The sequence below is a fragment of the Vibrio sp. Isolate22 genome (genome assembly GCF_022398115.1).
GTDB lineage: Bacteria > Pseudomonadota > Gammaproteobacteria > Enterobacterales > Vibrionaceae > Vibrio.
The window spans coordinates 23,584-42,886 of sequence record NZ_JAKEUW010000034.1 but is presented as its reverse complement, the minus strand read 5'-3'; the positions used below and the strand labels follow the sequence as shown (position 1 = coordinate 42,886).

Annotated in this window: 12 protein-coding genes and 1 pseudogene; 3 read left to right on the top strand and 10 right to left on the bottom strand. The window is 44.4% G+C overall.

The features are described 5' to 3' along the window. The first annotated feature begins 6 nt into the window (after positions 1–6). The gene (gene gnd, locus L1D55_RS17740; RefSeq protein ID WP_239918302.1) at positions 7–1,455 is read left to right on the top strand and encodes a decarboxylating NADP(+)-dependent phosphogluconate dehydrogenase; all 1,449 of its coding nucleotides are present in this window, start codon (positions 7–9) and stop codon (positions 1,453–1,455) included. Between the two features lie 410 nt (positions 1,456–1,865). Here gnd and L1D55_RS17735 read toward each other — a convergent pair whose 3' ends face one another. After that, positions 1,866–3,026, bottom strand: a complete 1,161-nt coding sequence (locus L1D55_RS17735; RefSeq protein WP_239918301.1) for an HD domain-containing phosphohydrolase — start codon at positions 3,024–3,026, stop codon at positions 1,866–1,868. Positions 3,027–3,413: 387 nt separating this feature from the next. Here L1D55_RS17735 and L1D55_RS17730 point away from each other — a divergent pair, with 387 nt between their 5' ends. Next, positions 3,414–3,827: a VF530 family DNA-binding protein gene (locus L1D55_RS17730; protein ID WP_239918300.1), complete on the top strand. Its 414-nt coding sequence runs from the start codon at positions 3,414–3,416 to the stop codon at positions 3,825–3,827. Between the two features lie 96 nt (positions 3,828–3,923). Here the strand turns inward: L1D55_RS17730 and L1D55_RS17725 are convergent, their stop codons facing one another. The 7 genes and pseudogenes from L1D55_RS17725 to L1D55_RS17695 form a co-directional block, all read right to left on the bottom strand. Then, positions 3,924–4,115 carry a hypothetical protein gene (locus L1D55_RS17725; protein ID WP_004738330.1) on the bottom strand — a complete coding sequence of 64 codons (192 nt, stop codon included), beginning with the start codon at positions 4,113–4,115 and terminating at the stop codon, positions 3,924–3,926. A 224-nt stretch (positions 4,116–4,339) separates the two neighbouring features. Then, a complete protein-coding gene (locus L1D55_RS17720; protein ID WP_239918299.1) occupies positions 4,340–5,098 on the bottom strand; it encodes a sulfite exporter TauE/SafE family protein in 759 nt (252 codons plus the stop codon). A 196-nt stretch (positions 5,099–5,294) separates the two neighbouring features. Continuing rightward, positions 5,295–6,815, bottom strand: a complete 1,521-nt coding sequence (locus L1D55_RS17715; protein ID WP_105024823.1) for a tripartite tricarboxylate transporter permease — start codon at positions 6,813–6,815, stop codon at positions 5,295–5,297. A gap of 10 nt (positions 6,816–6,825) precedes the next feature. Next, on the bottom strand, positions 6,826–7,326 hold the full coding sequence (locus L1D55_RS17710) for a tripartite tricarboxylate transporter TctB family protein (RefSeq protein ID WP_004738327.1): 501 nt from the start codon (positions 7,324–7,326) through the stop codon (positions 6,826–6,828). Positions 7,327–7,567: 241 nt separating this feature from the next. After that, a complete protein-coding gene (locus tag L1D55_RS17705; RefSeq protein WP_239918298.1) occupies positions 7,568–8,539 on the bottom strand; it encodes a tripartite tricarboxylate transporter substrate binding protein in 972 nt (323 codons plus the stop codon). A gap of 294 nt (positions 8,540–8,833) precedes the next feature. After that, entirely contained in the window at positions 8,834–12,490 is a 3,657-nt protein-coding gene (locus L1D55_RS17700; protein ID WP_239918297.1) for a response regulator, read from the bottom strand. Positions 12,491–12,505: 15 nt separating this feature from the next. Continuing rightward, positions 12,506–13,548 (bottom strand): annotated as a pseudogene (locus tag L1D55_RS17695) (two-component system response regulator). 322 nt (positions 13,549–13,870) lie between these two features. Between L1D55_RS17695 and L1D55_RS17690 the strand changes: the two are divergent. Beyond that, entirely contained in the window at positions 13,871–15,100 is a 1,230-nt protein-coding gene (locus tag L1D55_RS17690) for a hypothetical protein (protein ID WP_239918296.1), read from the top strand. Positions 15,101–15,184: 84 nt separating this feature from the next. Here the strand turns inward: L1D55_RS17690 and L1D55_RS17685 are convergent, their stop codons facing one another. After that, the gene (locus L1D55_RS17685) at positions 15,185–15,919 is read right to left on the bottom strand and encodes an AarF/UbiB family protein (protein WP_239918295.1); all 735 of its coding nucleotides are present in this window, start codon (positions 15,917–15,919) and stop codon (positions 15,185–15,187) included. Then, the gene (gene tssM / locus L1D55_RS17680) at positions 15,909–19,301 is read right to left on the bottom strand and encodes a type VI secretion system membrane subunit TssM (protein ID WP_239918294.1); all 3,393 of its coding nucleotides are present in this window, start codon (positions 19,299–19,301) and stop codon (positions 15,909–15,911) included. Before tssM ends, L1D55_RS17685 begins: the two co-directional genes overlap by 11 nt. Positions 19,302–19,303 lie beyond the last annotated feature (2 nt).

Sequence of the window (19,303 nt, the reverse complement as noted above, 5' to 3'; positions counted from 1 at the left end):
TAAATAATGAAAGGTGATATCGGTGTAATTGGCCTAGCAGTAATGGGTCAGAACCTTATCCTAAACATGAATGACCACGGCTTCAAAGTTGTGGCTCACAACCGTACTGCTGCGAAAGTAGACGAGTTTCTAGAAGGTCCAGCTAAAGGTACCAACATTGTTGGTGCTTACTCTCTAGAAGAGCTAGTTGAGAAACTAGAAACGCCACGTAAAGTGATGCTTATGGTTCGTGCTGGTGACGTTGTAGACACGTTCATCGACAACCTAATCCCACTTCTAGACGAAGGCGACATCATCATTGATGGTGGTAACACTAACTACCCAGACACTAACCGTCGCGTAGCGCACTGTCGTGAAAAAGGCATCCACTTCATCGGTACTGGTGTATCTGGTGGTGAAGAAGGTGCTCGTTTCGGTCCTTCAATCATGCCAGGCGGCGCAGCTGAAGCTTGGGAAGCGGTTAAGCCAATCTTCCAAGGTATCTCTGCAAAAACTGACGCTGGCGAGCCTTGTTGTGACTGGGTTGGTAACGACGGTGCTGGTCACTTCGTTAAGATGGTACACAACGGCATCGAATACGGTGACATGCAGCTTATTACTGAAGCTTACCAGTTCATGAAAGATGGCCTAGGTATGTCTGCTGACGAGATGCAAGCTGTATTTGCTGATTGGAACAAGACTGAGCTAGACAGCTACCTAGTAGAAATCACTGCTGACATCCTTGGCTACAAAGATGAAGACGGTGAAGCGCTAGTTGAGAAAATCCTAGACACTGCAGGCCAAAAAGGTACTGGTAAGTGGACAGGTATCAACGCACTAGACCTAGGTATTCCTCTAACACTTATCTCTGAGTCTGTATTCTCTCGTTGCCTATCTGCACTGAAAGATCAACGTGTTGAAGCTGAAACTCTATTCGGTAAGACAATTACTCCAGTTGAAGGTGACAAGCAAGAGTGGGTTGATGCACTACGTCAAGCTCTACTAGCTTCTAAGATCATCTCTTACGCTCAAGGCTTCATGCTAATGCGCGAAGCATCTAACGAGAACGGCTGGGATCTAAACTACGGTAACGTAGCACTAATGTGGCGTGGTGGTTGTATCATCCGTTCTGCATTCCTAGGCAACATCCGTGATGCGTACGAAGCAAACCCAGACATCGCGTTCCTAGGTTCTGACGAGTACTTCAAAAACATCCTACAAAGCAGCCTAGCGGCATGGCGTAAAGTAGCAGCGAAATCTCTAGAGTCTGGTATTCCAATGCCATGTACGATTTCTGCGCTATCTTTCCTAGATGGTTACACAACTGCACGTCTACCAGCTAACCTGCTTCAAGCTCAACGTGACTACTTCGGTGCTCACACTTATGAGCGTACTGACTGTCCACGTGGTGAGTTCTTCCACACAAACTGGACTGGTACAGGCGGCGACACTGCTTCTACAACTTACGACGTATAATCGTAGTGAGAAGCTGTTAAGAGCCCAGATGCCCTTAAATGTGAAAGCTAGAAATCAAAAGGATGCCAATTGGCATCCTTTTTTGTTGTGTGTGGTTTAGTTAACGCTTGATATTAGATTGAGATCTTGCAGGTTAAGTACTAGGGCGTGTTGATCTTTCGTGGTTAAATTTTGTTCGAGATAAAAGCGTTTTAATCGCGGCGAGGGGGAAGTAGCCTAGTCATTCTAAGCAAATCTCCCTCAACAAAGAGTAAAACGCTTTTAGCCGAACCCTTCGGGCAGCGTTTGCTGGTCATTTCTACTGCGTTATCGGCTTCTCATGTAGGCTAGCTACACGTCAAAGCCTCTGCCTTGTATAAATACCCAGCAACTCGCTGCAAAAACCAGCTCGAAAGAACAACACGCCCTAACTAAGCTGTCATGGCTTGCGGTTGAATATCGTCGTTATATTGCTTTCTAATTGACAGGAAGTAGTCGAGGTTCTGTTTCAGCGCTTTGACACACTGTGGGTCAAACATCGAACCGTTGTGTACCTCTATGTATTCCATCACTTCATTTAATGTCCATGCTCGTTTATAGGCTCTCTTACTCATCAGCGCATCAAACACATCCGCTAAGGTCACTATTCTGGCTTCCAACGGTATGGCTTGGCCTTTTAAGGCATCGGGTAGGCCTGAACCATCAAACCTTTCATGGTGATGACGCACGATATTCTTGATGAACTGAATTTCTTTTGAACACATTGAGCTGTGGTGCGATAGCGAAACCACATCGTTAATCATGTCTTCCCCATATAACGTATGGTTGTTCATTATCGCTCTTTCCTCATCGGAGAAACGCTCGGTACTGAACAATACATTATCTGGAATTCGGTATTTCCCTATATCGTGAAAGGGCGCATATAAGCGAATACGATGGATGAATTGGTGGGTAATCTCTGTGTTTGTATTTGACAGGGTTCGAGCCAATTGCTCACTGTATTTGCCCATTCTAATTAGATGCTCTTTGGTTTCCGGATCGCGAGCGTGCCCCATATTCAATGCAATGGCTAAGGAAGATTGGAAGTGACGTTGCCGCTCGAACAGTTGAATGAACAAGCTTGAGATGACTTGAGTGAGATAAGCCATTTCGCATTGTATTGATGATTTAGAAAAGAACCCAATCGATGAGGCATTCACGAATACAAACCCAAGATTATGTTCTTGGTAGTGAATAGGGGTTGTGTAACTGCTCTGATGGCCGAGCGTTAACAAATGGCAAGTTTGCTCTGTTGGTGGAGTCGAGCTGAGATCATGAATGATGCGAGTATCGAGAGATTCTGCTAATCGCGACAACGCTGATTCTGGTTTTATTTCTAGATCAATATAACGATGTTCAGCTTCTTTACTCAGTGCATCTGACACAAAATAGTTCGATGCTCTATTGTCACTGCATAATATGACCGAGAGCCGTGATAATGAGGGGTAATGTTCACGAGCTAGCCGGAAAAGGTCATCTACGATGGCGATAATGTCCTTATCCTGTGCGGCTACTCTATTGATCTGGGAGTAGTCAAACATGTTGCAAGCCAACCTTTATTTATAGTTATATCATTGTTTAGTAGTGTAATTTTATTTTTCGACGTTACTCAAACCATAGCACAGCGTGCGGATAAAAGACAATAACAATAAAAAAATAAAGGTTATTTCAGTTTGTTCTCATCATTTTTGTTAACTCGCACTTTTGTTTGTGTAGGTCCAAGCAGCAGCTAGACCAAATGTTGAGTGTCAGAGCATTTAATGAACGTTTTAAAATTAAATGAAAAGATAAATAGGATAACCGACGCGCTTTATGCCATCATAACGAAATAAATAAGGGCAATGGACATAATGCCTAAGTGATTGAGCAAGAAGCGGTCAGTGATGACGGTGTTCTCGCGTATATTCAAGGCGTTGATCTGCCTTGAAAAAGGTAATGTTATGACTGAAGAAGAAAGAATCGAACTGCAACGAAATAACCCACTGCATGGCTTAAAGCTTGAAACCATGATCAATGAATTAGTGGATCATTATGGTTGGGAGATTTTAGATGCGGCAATGCGTATGAACTGCTTTAACACTAAGCCAACTATCGCAAGCGCTGTTAAATACCTTAAGAAGACTGAGTGGGCTCGTGAAAAGGTTGAAAACTTCTATCTTTACCGTTTCAAGCGTATGCCTAAAGCGTCAGATATTGAATACCAAATGCCTCCACGTTCACGTACATTCCGCCACGGATTAGAGCCTCGTGAGCCTATGGAGCTAACAGTAGAGTCGATTCAAGCTTCACAAGCGAAAGCGGCTTCTGCATTTAAAGCTCGTCGCGGCGGCAACGGTCGTAACTTTCGTCGATAATGAGAAGGCGTCGTTAACAAGAAAGCGATGAACACAAAATACAAAAGGAGCCTAAGCGCTCCTTTTTTCGTGTATTCAGCTTAGTGCTGTTAAGTCTTAAGCTTCGCGATTTCTCTTTTGGTTCTTCCAGATATCGACGACATAAACGATGGCGCTGACCAGTAAGAAAAGCGCAGATACAGAAAACAGAGCAGGCATTTTTAAGATCCACGCGAACGTTGCGGCAAGAAAAGCCACAAAGCAAATGAGTCGACTTGATGACATGACATGACCGAGTTTAATGTTCATAACGCCTCCTAATGAAGTCTCATTTTCGACAGGAGAATTATCCCACTTTGTTCATAATAAAGGCTAAAAAATAGCCTAAATTAATATCAAATTTACTAATTCGATGACGGTATTCACACATTCCACGCTGGCTATTATATAAGTAATATAATAGTGGTCTGGCTAGTTCGAGAGTAACGTTGTGCAGACAGTCACTCTTGTGTGAGTAACAAAAAATTCTGCGTTTAACTGGCGTAAAAGAAGTAAGCCGTGATTAAGAAACTAGCAATGATCACTGTATTTCGAACGTATTGTTGTGGAATACGACGAGAGACTTTGGCTGAGTAATAACCACCAACCAAGGTTCCCATCAAAACTGCCATACCCGATGGCCAGTCAATCGAACCTTTGACGATAAAAAAGACTATCGCAGCTAGGGAAGCACAAGCCGAAACCAATAACTTGATGCCATTCATAACATTAATATTGGTGTAGCCAGCCAGAGCCAAGTAGCTCAATGTCACTATGCCTAAACCCGCATTGAAATAGCCCCCGTAGATACAAACAATCAGTAGTAACAGTGCTGAAAAAAATGCCCCAGCGCTGGTGGCGTGTTTGTGTTTCACGGTTGCTTGTTTAAGCCATTTGTTTAGTGTCCCACCAAAGGTAAACAGTAGTGCGGCAAAAAGTAGTAACCAAGGTACGGACTGGGTAAATAGAGCCTCTGGCGTGTGCAATAACAAGAAAGCACCAATACCGCCACCTAACACGCATAAAGCGATAACGAGTTTGAGTTGCTTGGTACCGGACTGAATCTCATGACGCAAAGCGTAAGCGCCACTGATGTAGCCGGCACAAGAGGCGAAAGTATTCGTGGCGTTGGCCGCAATCGGAGGGACGCCTGCAAACAATAGAGCAGGGAAAGTTATGAAGCTGCCACCTCCTGCAATAGAGTTAAGCACACCACCAATTACTCCTGACAAAAATAGAATCAACCAATCCATAGTTTTGAATCCAACGCGTTAAATGACTGGTTACCTTACTTTATTTTGTTAAGAATATCAGAGCTGAGCGTTTTAAAAGCGTGAGTTTGTGAGTTTGCTACCATCTTAAAGCCGTGTTTATTCTCAGCGGAGGATAAAAAAAAGGAGCCAGAGGCTCCTTTAGGGTTTCGAACTTTGTACCATGTGTGAGTGTTGGTTACACCTCGACAGGTTTTGCTCTAAAGCTCTTGAAGAGCTTAACCAGAATCGGGCTTGCAAGAACCAACACGGCTAGGATCGTGAATGTCATCGTAATTGGTCTTTCCCAAAGGAAGCTCAGTTCACCATCACTGATCATCAGTGCTCGTCTTAAGTTCTCTTCCATCAAACCACCTAAGATAAAGCCAAGCAGAAGCGGTGCGAGAGGGAAGTTAGCCAGCCTCAATGCAATGGCAGCCATCGCAATAATCAGCATCACAAATACATCCATGGTGTTGAAAGAAACCAAGTAAACACCTGTGATTGAGAAGAACAAAATCATTGGTAGCAATACGGTTCTCGGTACAGCTAGCAGTTTAGAGATGTACGGAATAAGTGGTAGGTTCAAGATAACCAGTACGATGTTACCAAAGTACATAGAGATGATTACCGACCAGAATACATCTGGATGCTCGACAAATAGTCGAGGACCAGGTTGGATACCGTAAGCGATTAATGCGCCAAGCATGATAGCTGTTGTACCAGAGCCAGGAATACCAAGCGTTAGCAGTGGTACGAACGAGCCGCTTGATGCTGCGTTGTTTGCCGATTCTGGAGCAACAAGACCGCGAATGCTTCCTTGACCGAATTCTTTCTGTTTGTCTTTTGGTGCAAGGCTACGCTCCATGCCGTAACTTAGGAATGCCGCAATAGTGGCACCTGCGCCCGGTAATACACCTGTAAAGAAGCCAAGGATTGAAGAGCGAATTGAAACCGGCGCGACTTCTTTGATCTCTTCTTTGGTCACTTTCATGCTACCGATATCAGACATCTTTTGGCTTTCTTCGGCACTGGTGTCTTTTTCTGGTTTAAGAATGCCCATTAAGGTTTCGCCCAGAGCAAAGGTTGCCATCGCAAGTAGTAGGAAGCTAAAGCCGTCCATTAAGTCGGTTAGGCCGAATGTGAAACGCTCGACCCCAACACCTTTGTCGATACCTACGGTTGATAGCATTAAGCCTAAGATAGTCATCATCCACGCTTTGATAACCTGACCAGGGCCAGCAAACGCTGCTACAGCAGATAGACCTAATAGCATCAGTGCAAAGTAGTCAGAAGACTGGAAGCTCAGTGACACGCTTGCTAGCGCCGGAGCTGCGATTAATAGCATGATTGCTGAAAGCGTACCGCCAGTAAAAGAAGAGTACGCAGCAAGGGCTAGTGCTTTACCTGCTTGGCCTTTTTGCGCCATTGGGTAGCCGTCGAAAGCGGTTACAACGGTTGAAGAACAACCTGGAGCGTTGATTAGGATTGATGACGTCGAGCCGCCAAATACCGCGCCATAGTAAACACCCGCCATCAAGATAAGGCCAGAAGAAGGATCTAGACCGTAGGTGATAGGGATCATGAGAGCAATCGCCGAGATTGGACCTAATCCTGGAAGCATACCGATGAAGGTACCAACGAAACAGCCCACGATAACCATCATGATGTTCATTGGCATCACGGCGGTCGAAAGTCCTTGTAAAATTCCGTCTAACATAATGTTGCCCCTACCAAAGAGTGAAGATTAAACCAGGCTCTAGGTAGATATCTAAGCCTTGAGTTAAAAGAAGAAAGAACGCGATAACGAAAGGAAACGATGCGCCAAACAAGATTGACTTGCGGCGCTCTCCCAGTAGGTAAAAGCCAGCAAGCAAGAAGAAACTTGTTGCTAAAACGAAGCCTAGGTATGTCAGTCCAACGCCGTAAAATGCCATTAGCACCAAGAAACCAATCAGTAGTTTCCAGTTCAAAGGCGCGGTTTCACACTTAAGCTTTTTGTCTGGTTGGCCAGTAACAAGCAAAATCAGCGACAGCCCGATACCGATGAAAGTCAGCAGGGTAGGCAGTGTTCTCGCGGTGAAGGGTTCATACTCATCACCGGGAAATAGCGGAATTAGGGTAGTTTGGTAGCCGTAGCACAAGCACGCTAGCATGAAGATCATTGCGCCGAGACGATCACTCGAAAGCAGAGACTCTTTGCTAAAAAATTTGGTTGGTAAGTCCGACATATCCAACTCCATTTGGGGTGTGTAGAAAGTAAAAAAGCCGTATATGAGCGAGTTAATGAGTAATGTCTGGGATCACTAACCTAAGGTAAGCGAATTACAGTGCTGCTTTAGCCACTTGCGTGTACAACGAATCGGCAAGCTTTGGTAATACGTTACGAATAAACAAAGGAGTTTTAGTAAACTCATGTACGGCGAAACAAGGAAAGAGTAAGAGGGCACTATGACCCTCTATCGTTATTGGTTACTTCAAGAACCCTAGCTCACGCATTAGGTCGCCCATCTGTTTTTCTTGATCTTCTAAGAAGGCGTAGAAGTCTTTGTCGGCTTTGTAGTTATCGATCCAACCATTACGGTCACGAACCACTTGCCACTCATCGGTTTTGTACATTTTGCCTAACGCTTCGTTCCACTCATCGATTTTCGCTTGGCTAGTGTTTGGAGCCGCGAAGAAGCCACGCCAGTTCGCAAATACAGTTTCATTGCCGTACTCAGTTAGTGTTGGGATATCTGGTGCTGCTTCAAGACGTTTTGGCGCCGTTACTGCCAGTACTTTTACTTGTCCAGATTTAGACATCTCTAGAACTTCACCAAGACCGGTTGATAGGAGTTGTGTCTCACCAGAAAGCAGTGCTGCCATCGCTTTACCACCTGCATCGTAGGCAATATAACGAACTTTCTTAGCATCAAAGCCTTCGCCTTTAAATGCCGCTGCAACTACTAGGTGATCCATACTGCCTCGCGCAGAGCCACCAGCGATTTTTACCTTACGAGGGTTACTTTCGAACTCTTTTACTACTTCTTCCCAAGTGTTGTATTTAGAATCCGCAGACGCAACGATCGCACCATAGTCAGCAATCGTTGCAGCAACCGGTGTTAGGTCGCGGAAAGATTGAGGGAAGATACCCGTTAGTGAGCGAACAACGATAGGGGTAGAGTTCACCATCAATGTATCTTCTTGACGTTGTGCCGTTTCAATTAGGTGAGCAATTGCTTTACCGCCGCCGCCACCAGATAGGTTTTGGAAAGAGACATTTTCTACGATGTCTGATTTCACCAGTACATCACCAGTACCACGCGCTGTCATATCCCAACCGCCACCAGCGCCGCCAGGGATTAGGAAGTGGATTTTTTCTACGTCTGCAGCAAAAGTGTTGAAAGAAAAGGTTGCTGCGATAATAGAAGCCGCAAGAGTAGGTTTCAGTGCCTTGAACATGGTTCACGTTCCTTATGTAGGGGATCTCTTCAATGGAGAGAAACTTATGTTTTATATCTAGCTGCTAAACATCACTTTTGGGTGTTGCTAAGCAGGTGAAGTTAAAGTTAACGGTGTGTTAATAAAGTGTCTTCAATGCGGCGATATTGAGGATAAAGAACATTGGGTGAATAAAGTTCATAAAGTTCACGGAGGATGAAAGCTTTGAGATGTCGCGATATCGGTAATCTAGGAATAAAAAAAGAGAGCTAACTGAGCTCTCTTTACCTATTGATTCATCGTTGATTAATATCTTTAAGTTTCAGTGGCTAAGGAAGAGCCTCTTAACACTTCTGAAGCTGTATCAAAATCAAATTCCTCTAATGAGTTTTCTAATCTCTTGAACTCTGGGGCTGATAATCCAATCTCAGCGCTACTCTCAATGTTTAGAACTATGGTCAGTGCTTCAGTGTCGTCATTGGCGACGGCTTCGAGCAGTGCTTTATACAGCGCGATGTTTGTCTGCCCAGATGCTGAATCGATATTCCGTGATTGGTCAGTTTTTTCATCAGCAGGTGGCTTAGACTTATCGAATGACTGTGCCAGCGCTTGGCTTAACTCGACAGTCGTTGTGATCACTTGCTCCATAAGCTCCGAATCTGCAGGTTTCGATTCGAGCTTCTCACATAGCTCATGCAACTTAGTCGCGCCTAGGTTACCTGCAACACCTTTTAGAGTATGCAAATAGCGAGCTTGGGCACTGCTCGTGAGTTCAGTGCTTAAAGTGTCTTGGTCTGGGTAGGCTCCAACAAAGCGATTCAACAGTTTCCAATACAGTTGGTGGTTATTGCTGGCTCGTAGCAACCCTATGTCAGTATCTAAACCATCAATGACAGGTAGCGTTGCGACTGCATCTTGTGATTTAGTATCGGCTGGTAGAGTGGGTGTTGTGAACTGCACAGGATTAGCCGGCGAAATCCAGTTCGCTAATGTCGCGAACATTGATCTGACATCGATCGGTTTGGCGATGATATCGCTCATACCACAATTAAGCGCTTTCTCTTTATCTCGTTCCATCACGTTTGCAGTCATGGCGATAATAGGCGTTTTAACATCTTTTATCTCGTGACGAATATACTGCGTTGCTTCATAACCATCCATAACTGGCATTTGGCAGTCCATTAAAATGCCATCGAAAGGGGCGCCATCCGAAATTGCTTTTTGGTAAAGCTCGATGGCTTGCTGACCATTCTCTGCGACCGTCACTTGGATCTGTTGCCCTTCTAAAAGCTCGGTTGCCAGCTCTTGGTTTATCTCGTTGTCTTCAACCAACAAGATGTTAGAACCAGCCAGTTGTTGAACATTCGCAAGCTGATTCTGTTGCTCCAATTCGCTACGAGAGACGCGATCTGAATCAAGCCCATAAAGAGACACGATGGAGTCATAGAGGTGAGAAGAGGTGATAGGCTTGTCTATAATACTCGGAACCTCAAATCCTCTTTTAGTAATGGCTTCGGCTAATTCTTCTCGGCCATAAGCGGTTAGCATCATGATTTTAGGTGCTGTCGATAGCGACAAGCCTTTGTTCAGTTCTGCAAGTAGATCAACCCCGTCACGTTTAGGCATTTTCCAATCTGAGATAATCAGGTCAAATGGCTCATTTTTATCGTCAGCTGAATGCAGTTCTACAATGGCTTCATCGACAGAAGTGCATAGCGTTGGCGTCAGTTTTAGGGACTCTAAGATATCGCCGACGATTAAACGTGCACTCGCGTTATCATCAACCACAAGAACTTTTAGGTGATTAATCGAGGCTGGCACCACAATGCGGTTTTGCGTAATAAAGTGGCTCACTCGTGTTGAGATGGTGAAGGAGAAAGTTGAACCTTTGCCAAGCTCAGTCGAGACTTGAATGTCCCCACCCATGAGTTGGCTAAGCTCCTTACTGATCGCCAAGCCTAAGCCTGTACCGCCGTATTTTCGTGTTGTAGAGCTATCGGCTTGAGTGAACTTGTTGAACAGTTTGTTTGCTTGCTCCTGCGTCATACCAATGCCACTGTCTGAAACGGCAAACTTCAGTTTGATATCATCCCCTTGTCTTTCAGCAACTGAGATGGAGATTTTCACTTCGCCTTTCTCTGTAAACTTAACGGCATTATTGCTGAGGTTAATCAAGATCTGGCCTAGCCTTAGCGGATCACCGATAAGATTGGTTGGCACATCTCGGTCTACTTGGATTAGTAGCTCTAAGCCACGCTCAGAAGCTCGTAGGCCAACCAAGTTAGTAATGTTGTCTAGTACATTCTCGAGATGGAAATCGACGTTTTCTATGTCTAACTTACCGGCTTCGATTTTCGAGAAGTCGAGAATGTCATTGATAAGACCGAGTAGGGTATCGGAAGAGAGCTTCACTTTGTGGATGTAGTTACGCTGCGCCTTGGTTAAATCGGTTTTTAATGCGAGGTAACTCATGCCAATGATCGCATTCATTGGTGTGCGAATTTCGTGACTCATATTAGCGAGGAAGTCGGATTTTGCTTGGTTTGCGGCATCGGCTTCATCTCTTGCTTCAGCTAGACTGTGTGCGAAAGTTTCTAAAGTAGAATGTGCTTTGTTGGCGAGTAAGCCCATTAGCAAGATAATGGCGAAGAAAATGACGCCTCCGACTGCTAAATGAAACGTAACACTAGAGGAGTCTTTAACATTGACACTCTCTGCTAAGTGGCGCTGCGATACAAAGTCGCGCAGTTCAACGAAGCTGCTATCCATACTATTCAGTAATTGATGACCTCGTATTTGCGAATTAACTAAGCCCATAAATTGGGACTCATAAACGCTGATATGCTCATCAAACGCCGTCGCTTTTATGTTAGGTGCGTATAGAGCGAGAAGCCGTTGGGCGTTAGTCGACTTAGCTTGCAACTGGTTGATAACGTTTGAAACCTTTTCCGCGATTAGCTTTTGCTCTTTAGAGTTGGCAAGTAGAAAGTCTCGGTTGAATCGATTTGAACGACTTAATAGTGTGCGAATAGCCAGCAGATCTTGCCCTATGAGTAATTGAGATGAGAGCTCTGCTTGGGATTCGGATACGAGGTGATTTAGCTCTGCCACTTGACTCTGCTTGGCTTGATAGAGTAATCCAACCGAGCGCGAAAATTCAGAACCACTAAGTGTGACTTGATTGATGAGTGACGCTCTTAACTTAGTAGAGGAGGCTGGTACGCCTTGGAGCTGAACTAAGTTTGTGTAGTAGCGATTTTTTGCTTTATCAATGATGTCTAAAAGTTGCTGCCCTTTGTCATCTAAGATCTGTTCTTGCAGCTCCAAAACTAACTGTGAAGCTTTTTGCATCTCAAATTTGACCAAGGAATAAGTCTTTAGATTTCCGTTGAGCAGGTACTCTTTCTCAAGGTTTTGTATGTTGACCGCAAGAGTGGCCAGTTGACTGGTTTTTAGGGCGACGTTGGTTAAGTCTTCGCTGGTTAATCTTAGTGCCCTTATATTCTGACTGTTTTGATTAATGGTTTGATTATGTAGATCCCTCATATCCCGTAACAGCTCTGTCGCGGCGTTTGAACGCTCATCCATGAGCGTTTTAGTCGATTGGCTCATCTTGATGATGTCGACATACTCTTGGAATTGCATCAGGTACTTAGTGAGTAAATCAACAGGCAGCGATGCTGCATATTCGCTTTCGTACTCGTTAGCGAGTTGGATGGTGTGTTCTGCTTCTTGATTAAACTCTTCAATGACTTGTTCGTTGTAATCGTTGCTGAAGGAGAGCTCGTAAACACGCAGCTTATCAAGGGAAGTCAATAACCTGGTGCTAGACGCATACTCTTCAACACCAATGAATCGATTATTGAGGTTGATCCAGGCGCCAACAGCAACGGAAAACACAACGATGGCGGCAACCAGAAAGGAGACTAAGATTATTTTTGAGTCAGTAGCAAATTTAGAAACAGTATTCATAAAGTACCAGCGTACTTAGTGTTCTAGTTCATCAGTAAAAGAGTCTTTGATGGTGAGCATTTCGTCGAGCTTACTAATGAAGATTGGCACTAAGTTAGGGTCAAAGTGCTGGCCAGCTTCTTCTTGTATCAGGCCTATCGCTTGTTCGATTGGCCAAGCTTGTATGTATGGTCGTTCGCTGGTGAGCGCATCAAATACGTCGGCAATAGCGACAATACGTGCGCTTAGTGGGATATCTTCGCCTGAAAGTTTGTGAGGGTAGCCACTGCCATCCCATTTTTCATGGTGGTACAGAGCAATTTCTTGGGCGAGTTTCAGTAGCTTAGAGTCGTTGTCTCCAATGATATCGCCGCCAATGGTGACGTGGGTTTGTATGATTGCCCATTCGTCTGCATCGAGCTTTCCGGGTTTCCCAAGAATAGAGTCGGGGATACCAATTTTACCTATGTCATGCATTGGTGCTGCTTGGAACAGAAGTTCGACCCACTCATCACTAACATCGAGCTGCTGGGCAAGAATTTTGGAATAGTAGCTCATTCGTACAACGTGCATACCGGTTTCATTATCTTTGTATTCCGCGGCGCGCCCCAGTTTTCGAATAATCTCGAGCCTACTATGGCTAACGCTTCTGTTCTCTGCCTCACTTTTTGAGAAAGCGCTAAGTTTTGGTCATAGAGAGAAATATGAGTCACCACACGAGCTTTTACGATAGGTGGACTGACGGGCTTAGTGATGTAATCAACGGCGCCAAGTTCAAACCCTTTTTGTTCATCGACGACATCGGTTTTCGCAGTCACAAAGATCACGGGGATATCCGCAGTGACCGGGTCACTTTTAAGTCGGCGGCATACCTCATAGCCATCCATTTCCGGCATCATAATATCAAGAAGAATAAGGTGTGGTTTCGGTGATGAAGAGGCGATTTTTAAAGCTTTTGCACCGGACGTAGCAGCTTTGATTTTAAACTCGTCGTTTAGGATCCCTGAGAGGGTATGGATATTATCTGGGATATCGTCGACTACCAGAACAATAGGCTTGTCTGTCGTAATTTGATTCATTTTTCGTCCCTAAAAAATTTAATCAGATTGGTGTATTCCATGCTAATAAAGCGTAGTGGGATTTGGTGGAAATGCATGATTTCCGGAGGGTTAATTGTGGTTTTTGGAATCTGAGAGTAAAAAATAGACTTCCTTAATATGAATAGATATTTTATATGTTAACCTTTATTTAACAAAGAATAACTGCATGGATTGTGTGGTAGTGCGATCAGGGTTGAATTGTTCAGGTTGAAGTTTGCTAGCCTCGAGCTTTTCAAGAGGTACTTAGTCGTTCAAGTAACTTTTCAAATTTACCGTGGACTTGTTACAGGGAGAACGTGTGATGCCAAATAGTGGGCTGACTCTCATTCAGAAAGATATGCTATCGTTATTCGCGAACGCAGATTTGGTGGGTGTAACCAAAATCGACAAAGTTAAAATTGCCGTGGCTGCGGCAACAGAAGTAGACAGTTTAACCGGTACAATAACAGAGGCTGTGACAGGGAGTGGAACAAGCCTCGCAGGGATGATTGAAAATATTACCGAGCAAATCAAAGAGAAGTTCTTAGATTATGCGAAGAGCATCACCAGCATTGCGATGGATGATATTAAAGCTCAAATACTAAGTATGATCCCTAGTTTGGTTAAGAAGATCTTCGCAGATTTAGCACCAGCTATTGATGATATCAAAGAGGCAGCTAGTCGAATTTACTCCGCTTTAGGTAAAGCGGTAAACAATCATAAAACTCGTCACTTGAGCTCGATGACAACCACTCGCGTGGGCGCCGATGTAATAGATAAAATTCGTGGTGAGATCCGCGCTGTTGCTGTTCAAGATTCAATGATCGCATTAGCGCATGGTGGTGTGATTGCAATTAACCTAGCGAGTTCTGGTATTGGTGCGGCTGTCACCAGTATTGTTAAAGCTGTCCTATCTATTTTTAATTTTTTCCGCGGCTTGTACGATAAATGGGTAATGGAAAGAAAGTTTCGTAAGTTTAAGCAAGAGTGTCTGATGCTTAATCAAAAGAGAGATGTAATCGGCGCTAACTTCTTCCGTGATTGGTTCAAGATGAAAATGGAAGAGATCCCCGTGATTGCGTCATACATGGTTTGCATGCCGTGTTATAGCTCTCCATATAACTTCTTATCAATAACCGACATTACGCCACCACCGCCAAACATGAAGACTCGTTTAACGCGTAGAATTAAGCGAAAGTTTTGTTTTAAAGTGAACACGGATCCTTCTGTTATAAAGTTGTCTTTCCAGAAGTCGACCCTGAGTGCTTACGCTACTCTGCAAGAAGAGGCGAAGGCGTTTATTGCCAATAGTGAAATCGCATTGGAGAGTAACAAGCCAGGTGTGAAGCAGGTGCTCAATGCTGCGCGCGGTGAGCCTAACTTTATACCGGGAACAGATGAAAAAGCGTTTACTAAAGTAGTAAGAAAACAGCAGGTTAAGAATTTCTTCAATGGCACGACGATCAAAGAGAGCGTAAAAGAAAGCCTAGCACCTAAAGCACTCGCAGCGACGGTTGCTGGTGGTTTGGAATCTCTGTTGGTTCCTGAGTAACTATAACGACAATCAGTTTCTGTTAAATCGAATAAATGCGGATGATTGGTCATCCGCTTTTTTGTGTCTGCTGATACTGTTGGGTTAGCGATGCTGTTTGAGAAGGAGCTGGTAGCGGCTCGGTAAGCTTCCAATATCCGACAGTTCTTCCAATATCACCGCAAGTGCGAACCAATCGTCCAATTTGCTCGTGATAGTGTGCGCTCTAGAATATCGAGGGGTGTAGCTACTAAAGCGAAGCTTTTCTCTATCCGTTCCCATTTGGGTGACAGACCCAAAGTCGATAAGATGCGCCCGTCCTTGTTCACTCATGATTATATTGGACGGCTTAAGATCGCCATGAACGAATCCAAGTCTATGGATTTGGTTTATAGCGGTTTCTAGTGAGCTAATAAATTGAAAAGACGAACACTCAGATAGGTTTGAGTCGTTTAGTATTTCCCGCAGTGTTTGACCACTGATGTGGGAAAGTACTAGAAAGTCTTGTTGGTAGTTAGAGAAGTAGTCGAGATATTTTGGGTAAGTGCCTTGTGTATCCAAATCTGTGTTGGAATAAAGAAACTCTGCCTCTTGTTTTAGATAGTGGCGGTGTTTTAGTTCATGAGCATATTTGATGGTGACCAATCCCCAGCTACGATGCTGAGCTATAAATACTCGCGAGCTTAAGCGAGCAAGGTCGGTATAACCATGTTTTTGGAGCGTACGTCTGAGCTGTTCATCTGTTGAACTTGTCTGGTTAGAAGAGGCATCATCTTCGATGGGTGCAGCTCGCCTTGATGGGGAGGGCGAGCTATTAGACGGAGCGCTATTAAATTCCACTTGGCAGAGAAAACCCTGAGAAGAATCCTGGGACAAATGGGTTTGATTGCCCTTGGGTTTTGATGGTGAGCTTCACTTTACTGTCTCCATAGACGAATTCAACTTGGGTGTTTTGAGCAGACGTAAAATTCACGTTTGGCTCAAATAAGCGGAACCAGCTCCATGTACCTTTCACAGTATCTTGGCCTATGGTTGAGTCTTGAGCATTGAGTTGAACACCGAGTTTTTCGATGAACTTCGCATCACCTTGCCATGATTGTTGGCTCCACAGCGTTGGGCCATGTCGGTAAGTAAAGATAGGTTTATCTGATATGATGGAAAACTCCGTGATGTTCGGTGTCATATCGACGGCTTTCAATTGGAAATTGATCAACACATTGGACGGATCGGCTAAAAACAGGGCACTTTTAATGTCAGCCGCTTTATCCATCATTGTCCAGACGTCTGGTGTAATCGACAACCCAGTGCCCGGCAATAAGCCCGGCAAATAGGGCGCTTCATCACTGTTCTTGATGAAGCCATTGAGGCGAGTCTGGTGGAACTTATCGACGATTCCATTGGTCACGAAGAAGGCTTTAACGTCGGCGACACTCACGTCAGATTTTGATTTTCGATTGAACGGATAAAACGAAGCTAAACGCTGTTGATAAGGCTGATAGATCTCGTTCGACCACGCAGTATTCAAATAGTCATGAGCCAGTGACATCACGGTTTCATTGCTTTGATGAACCACTTTGTTCACGAGTTCTTCTGCGACTTCTAGGTGATTGCTGGATAAGCTCGCGAGTGAAGCAATAGGATTACCAGCCTGTAGAGTCGCAGATAGTGTATCAAAGGCGACCTTCTGGGGCTCTTTAGCCTCGTAAAACTTATCTCCCCACTTATTCGCATTGATAAACGCCGTAAGTAGGTTATCTATTGGCTTTTTACCTTGGTCATTAGCGGTAACTTGCTTTTTGTAGGCTTGGAAGCTGAGTGATATTTGACGAGCGGATTCCTTTTTATCAGGATCTTGAATCGGCATGCTTGCAGGGTCTTGTTTTTTGTCATCCTGAGCGGGGATTTCAAGCTCCACATAGGTGTATTTAGCAATCGTTGAATACAGGCTAACGATTGGGTTATTGCTTGCTTCAGATAGGCTAGCTAATGCATTTTTTAATTGTGTCGGGTCGGCAACTTCTTTGACTTCGACATTACGAATTAGGTCACGCCAATAGTTAATGTAATCGTTTTGGTAAGTCTGCTTGAGTTCTCGGCTAATACGGTGAAGCTCCAATGCACTCGGATACGCGCCCGCCACGCCTTCGTAAGATTGCAATGCAGACATTAAAGTCGGGGAGTTCACCGATAAATCGAGTTCATTAAAGCCCGTCGGTGTGTAGATATATGGAACTAGGTAACCAGCAAAACTTGGTGAGAATTTGAATACCGAATTGAAGTTATCACCCAGTTCGCCACGAATATCGACACGTTTTGAGTAATCTGGTGAGCTCTGAATGTGCTCGTACAGCAGCGTCTCAATACCGGTTTGCGTGATGACCTTCTTAGCCAAACTCTCCAAATCATGGTTTGATTTAACTGGGGTCAGATTACGAGCAAAGATATCATCCAATAGTACTTCGAGTTGAGCAATATTGACGCTGTCGGCTTCACCTTGATCTTGCAGCGTACGAACGTAGTAGTTTTTAAGCTCTTGTACGTTGGTTCTGTCTTTGCTGAAGAGTAAGCGATAGTTATTCAGCAAAGAGAGAGTTTGTGACTGATCTTCTAAGTTCACATAGACGAAGAGATCTTTCTCAAGCGTGTTTTCCATTGAAGGGATTAAAACTTGCTGTAACTCGGCGAAATACGCCTCTTCGACCTCTGACTTAATACTTGGGTTAGGCATAAACGGTAAGGTGTACCAGGGTTCTGGTTGATTGTAGAGGTTGTAGATTCTTTGCAGTGAGAACAGGTTCGGGATGTTATCGGCCATGTTCTCGATGTCATAAGGAGATGCAGAGATCGCTTCCTTATAACGCTCAAGCATCACGTCGGCTCTGGTCTCACGTTGGTTCTGGAAATCAAAATCAAACTTAATCACCAGTAACACAGCGGCGAGCAAACCTATCCAAGAGAGTGTAAACAGCACTTGGTTAACCAGAAGAGTATTCTCTTTACGTTTGTTCACGCCAACCAGTTCGTGCTCCGCCAAGATCACATGCGTCATCAAGTATTGGGCAAACAAGGTTTGGTTTACCGGGATTTGCTCGTTCTGTTGATAGTGCTCGTGACCGACAGAATAGGAGACAGTGCTTGCCAGTAAGTCTGATTGTGCGGAGCTTTGACCATCGTGAGTGAAGTAAAAGCCTCTAAACTGGAGTGCATCGCTGAGTTGTTCTCCGCGATATAGGCGATTTAAAAACAACCACAGGTTTTGTTTCAATAAACCAAACTGGAATGGGGCGCTCGCGATGGAGTTTCGGTAATCTTGATTCAACTGCCCAGCAAGTGCATTGCTCATATTGGCAATCAGTTCACTGATTAAGTGGTCATATTCATCATTAAACCAATCGGCATCGATACCGCCGTGTTTGGAATACGGGGCTGTCGCGCCAAACACTTCGTCTCTCTTTGACTCATCAAAAGCAGAGAAGAACTGACAGAAATCACTGATACTTCCCATGTTTGAGATAACGTTATAAATCGGTAGGCTGACACCAAACGCTTGGTTAAATGTCTTAATGGTCGACTTGAGTTCATCAGCCTGTTGGGTAATTTGCTCGTTGTTCTCTAATAGCGATGACACGTCAGTCGTGAGCAGCAAGCCGTTAGCCGCTTGTCTTGGTCGCCACGCGGTGAGAGATTGGCACAGAGTTTTCAAATATTCAGGGTGTTGGTCTTCACCCATACTGATAGAGACTAAAATCGAATGCTCGCTAACCCAAAATAGGATAGGGAATTCGATGTCATTGCCAAAGTCGTCAAGCTTATACGCCTCATAACCCATTTGCGTGATGATGCTTTTGTCTTTGTTCGGATTTTGGCTTAACAGCAAATAGATAGGCTGGTCATATCGGCTGGTTAAACGTGTCTTGCGTTTTTGTCCGCTGATCATACGCTTGAAATGGTTAGCCAGCTGCTTTTGTCGTTTCTGAATCAGCTCTTTGTCTAGTGACTCTTCTTGTGATTTTGCGCTGCGCTTAATTACTACCCAGTAGCAAATGACACCAACCAAGGTTGATAGAATGGCAGCCGTGGCAAGCGCCCAAACCAGATAAGCATTGAGGGGTGTTAACAGAATGACGCTAGAAGCGACAGTAAAAAACGCGACAGACGCTAGAGCAGAGATACCTACCGTTTTCTTTACGTTACCTGACTTGTTTGGTTTTGCATCCGGCATAA

Coding starts and splice junctions, on each gene's coding strand:
- gnd (WP_239918302.1), top strand. CDS start 7: ATGAAAGGTGATATCGGTGTAATTGGCCTAGCAGTAATGGGTCAGAAC.
- L1D55_RS17730 (WP_239918300.1), top strand. CDS start 3,414: ATGACTGAAGAAGAAAGAATCGAACTGCAACGAAATAACCCACTGCAT.
- L1D55_RS17725 (WP_004738330.1), bottom strand. CDS start 4,115: ATGAACATTAAACTCGGTCATGTCATGTCATCAAGTCGACTCATTTGC.
- L1D55_RS17720 (WP_239918299.1), bottom strand. CDS start 5,098: ATGGATTGGTTGATTCTATTTTTGTCAGGAGTAATTGGTGGTGTGCTT.
- L1D55_RS17715 (WP_105024823.1), bottom strand. CDS start 6,815: ATGTTAGACGGAATTTTACAAGGACTTTCGACCGCCGTGATGCCAATG.
- L1D55_RS17710 (WP_004738327.1), bottom strand. CDS start 7,326: ATGTCGGACTTACCAACCAAATTTTTTAGCAAAGAGTCTCTGCTTTCG.
- L1D55_RS17705 (WP_239918298.1), bottom strand. CDS start 8,539: ATGTTCAAGGCACTGAAACCTACTCTTGCGGCTTCTATTATCGCAGCA.
- L1D55_RS17700 (WP_239918297.1), bottom strand. CDS start 12,490: ATGAATACTGTTTCTAAATTTGCTACTGACTCAAAAATAATCTTAGTC.
- L1D55_RS17690 (WP_239918296.1), top strand. CDS start 13,871: ATGCCAAATAGTGGGCTGACTCTCATTCAGAAAGATATGCTATCGTTA.
- tssM (WP_239918294.1), bottom strand. CDS start 19,301: ATGCCGGATGCAAAACCAAACAAGTCAGGTAACGTAAAGAAAACGGTA.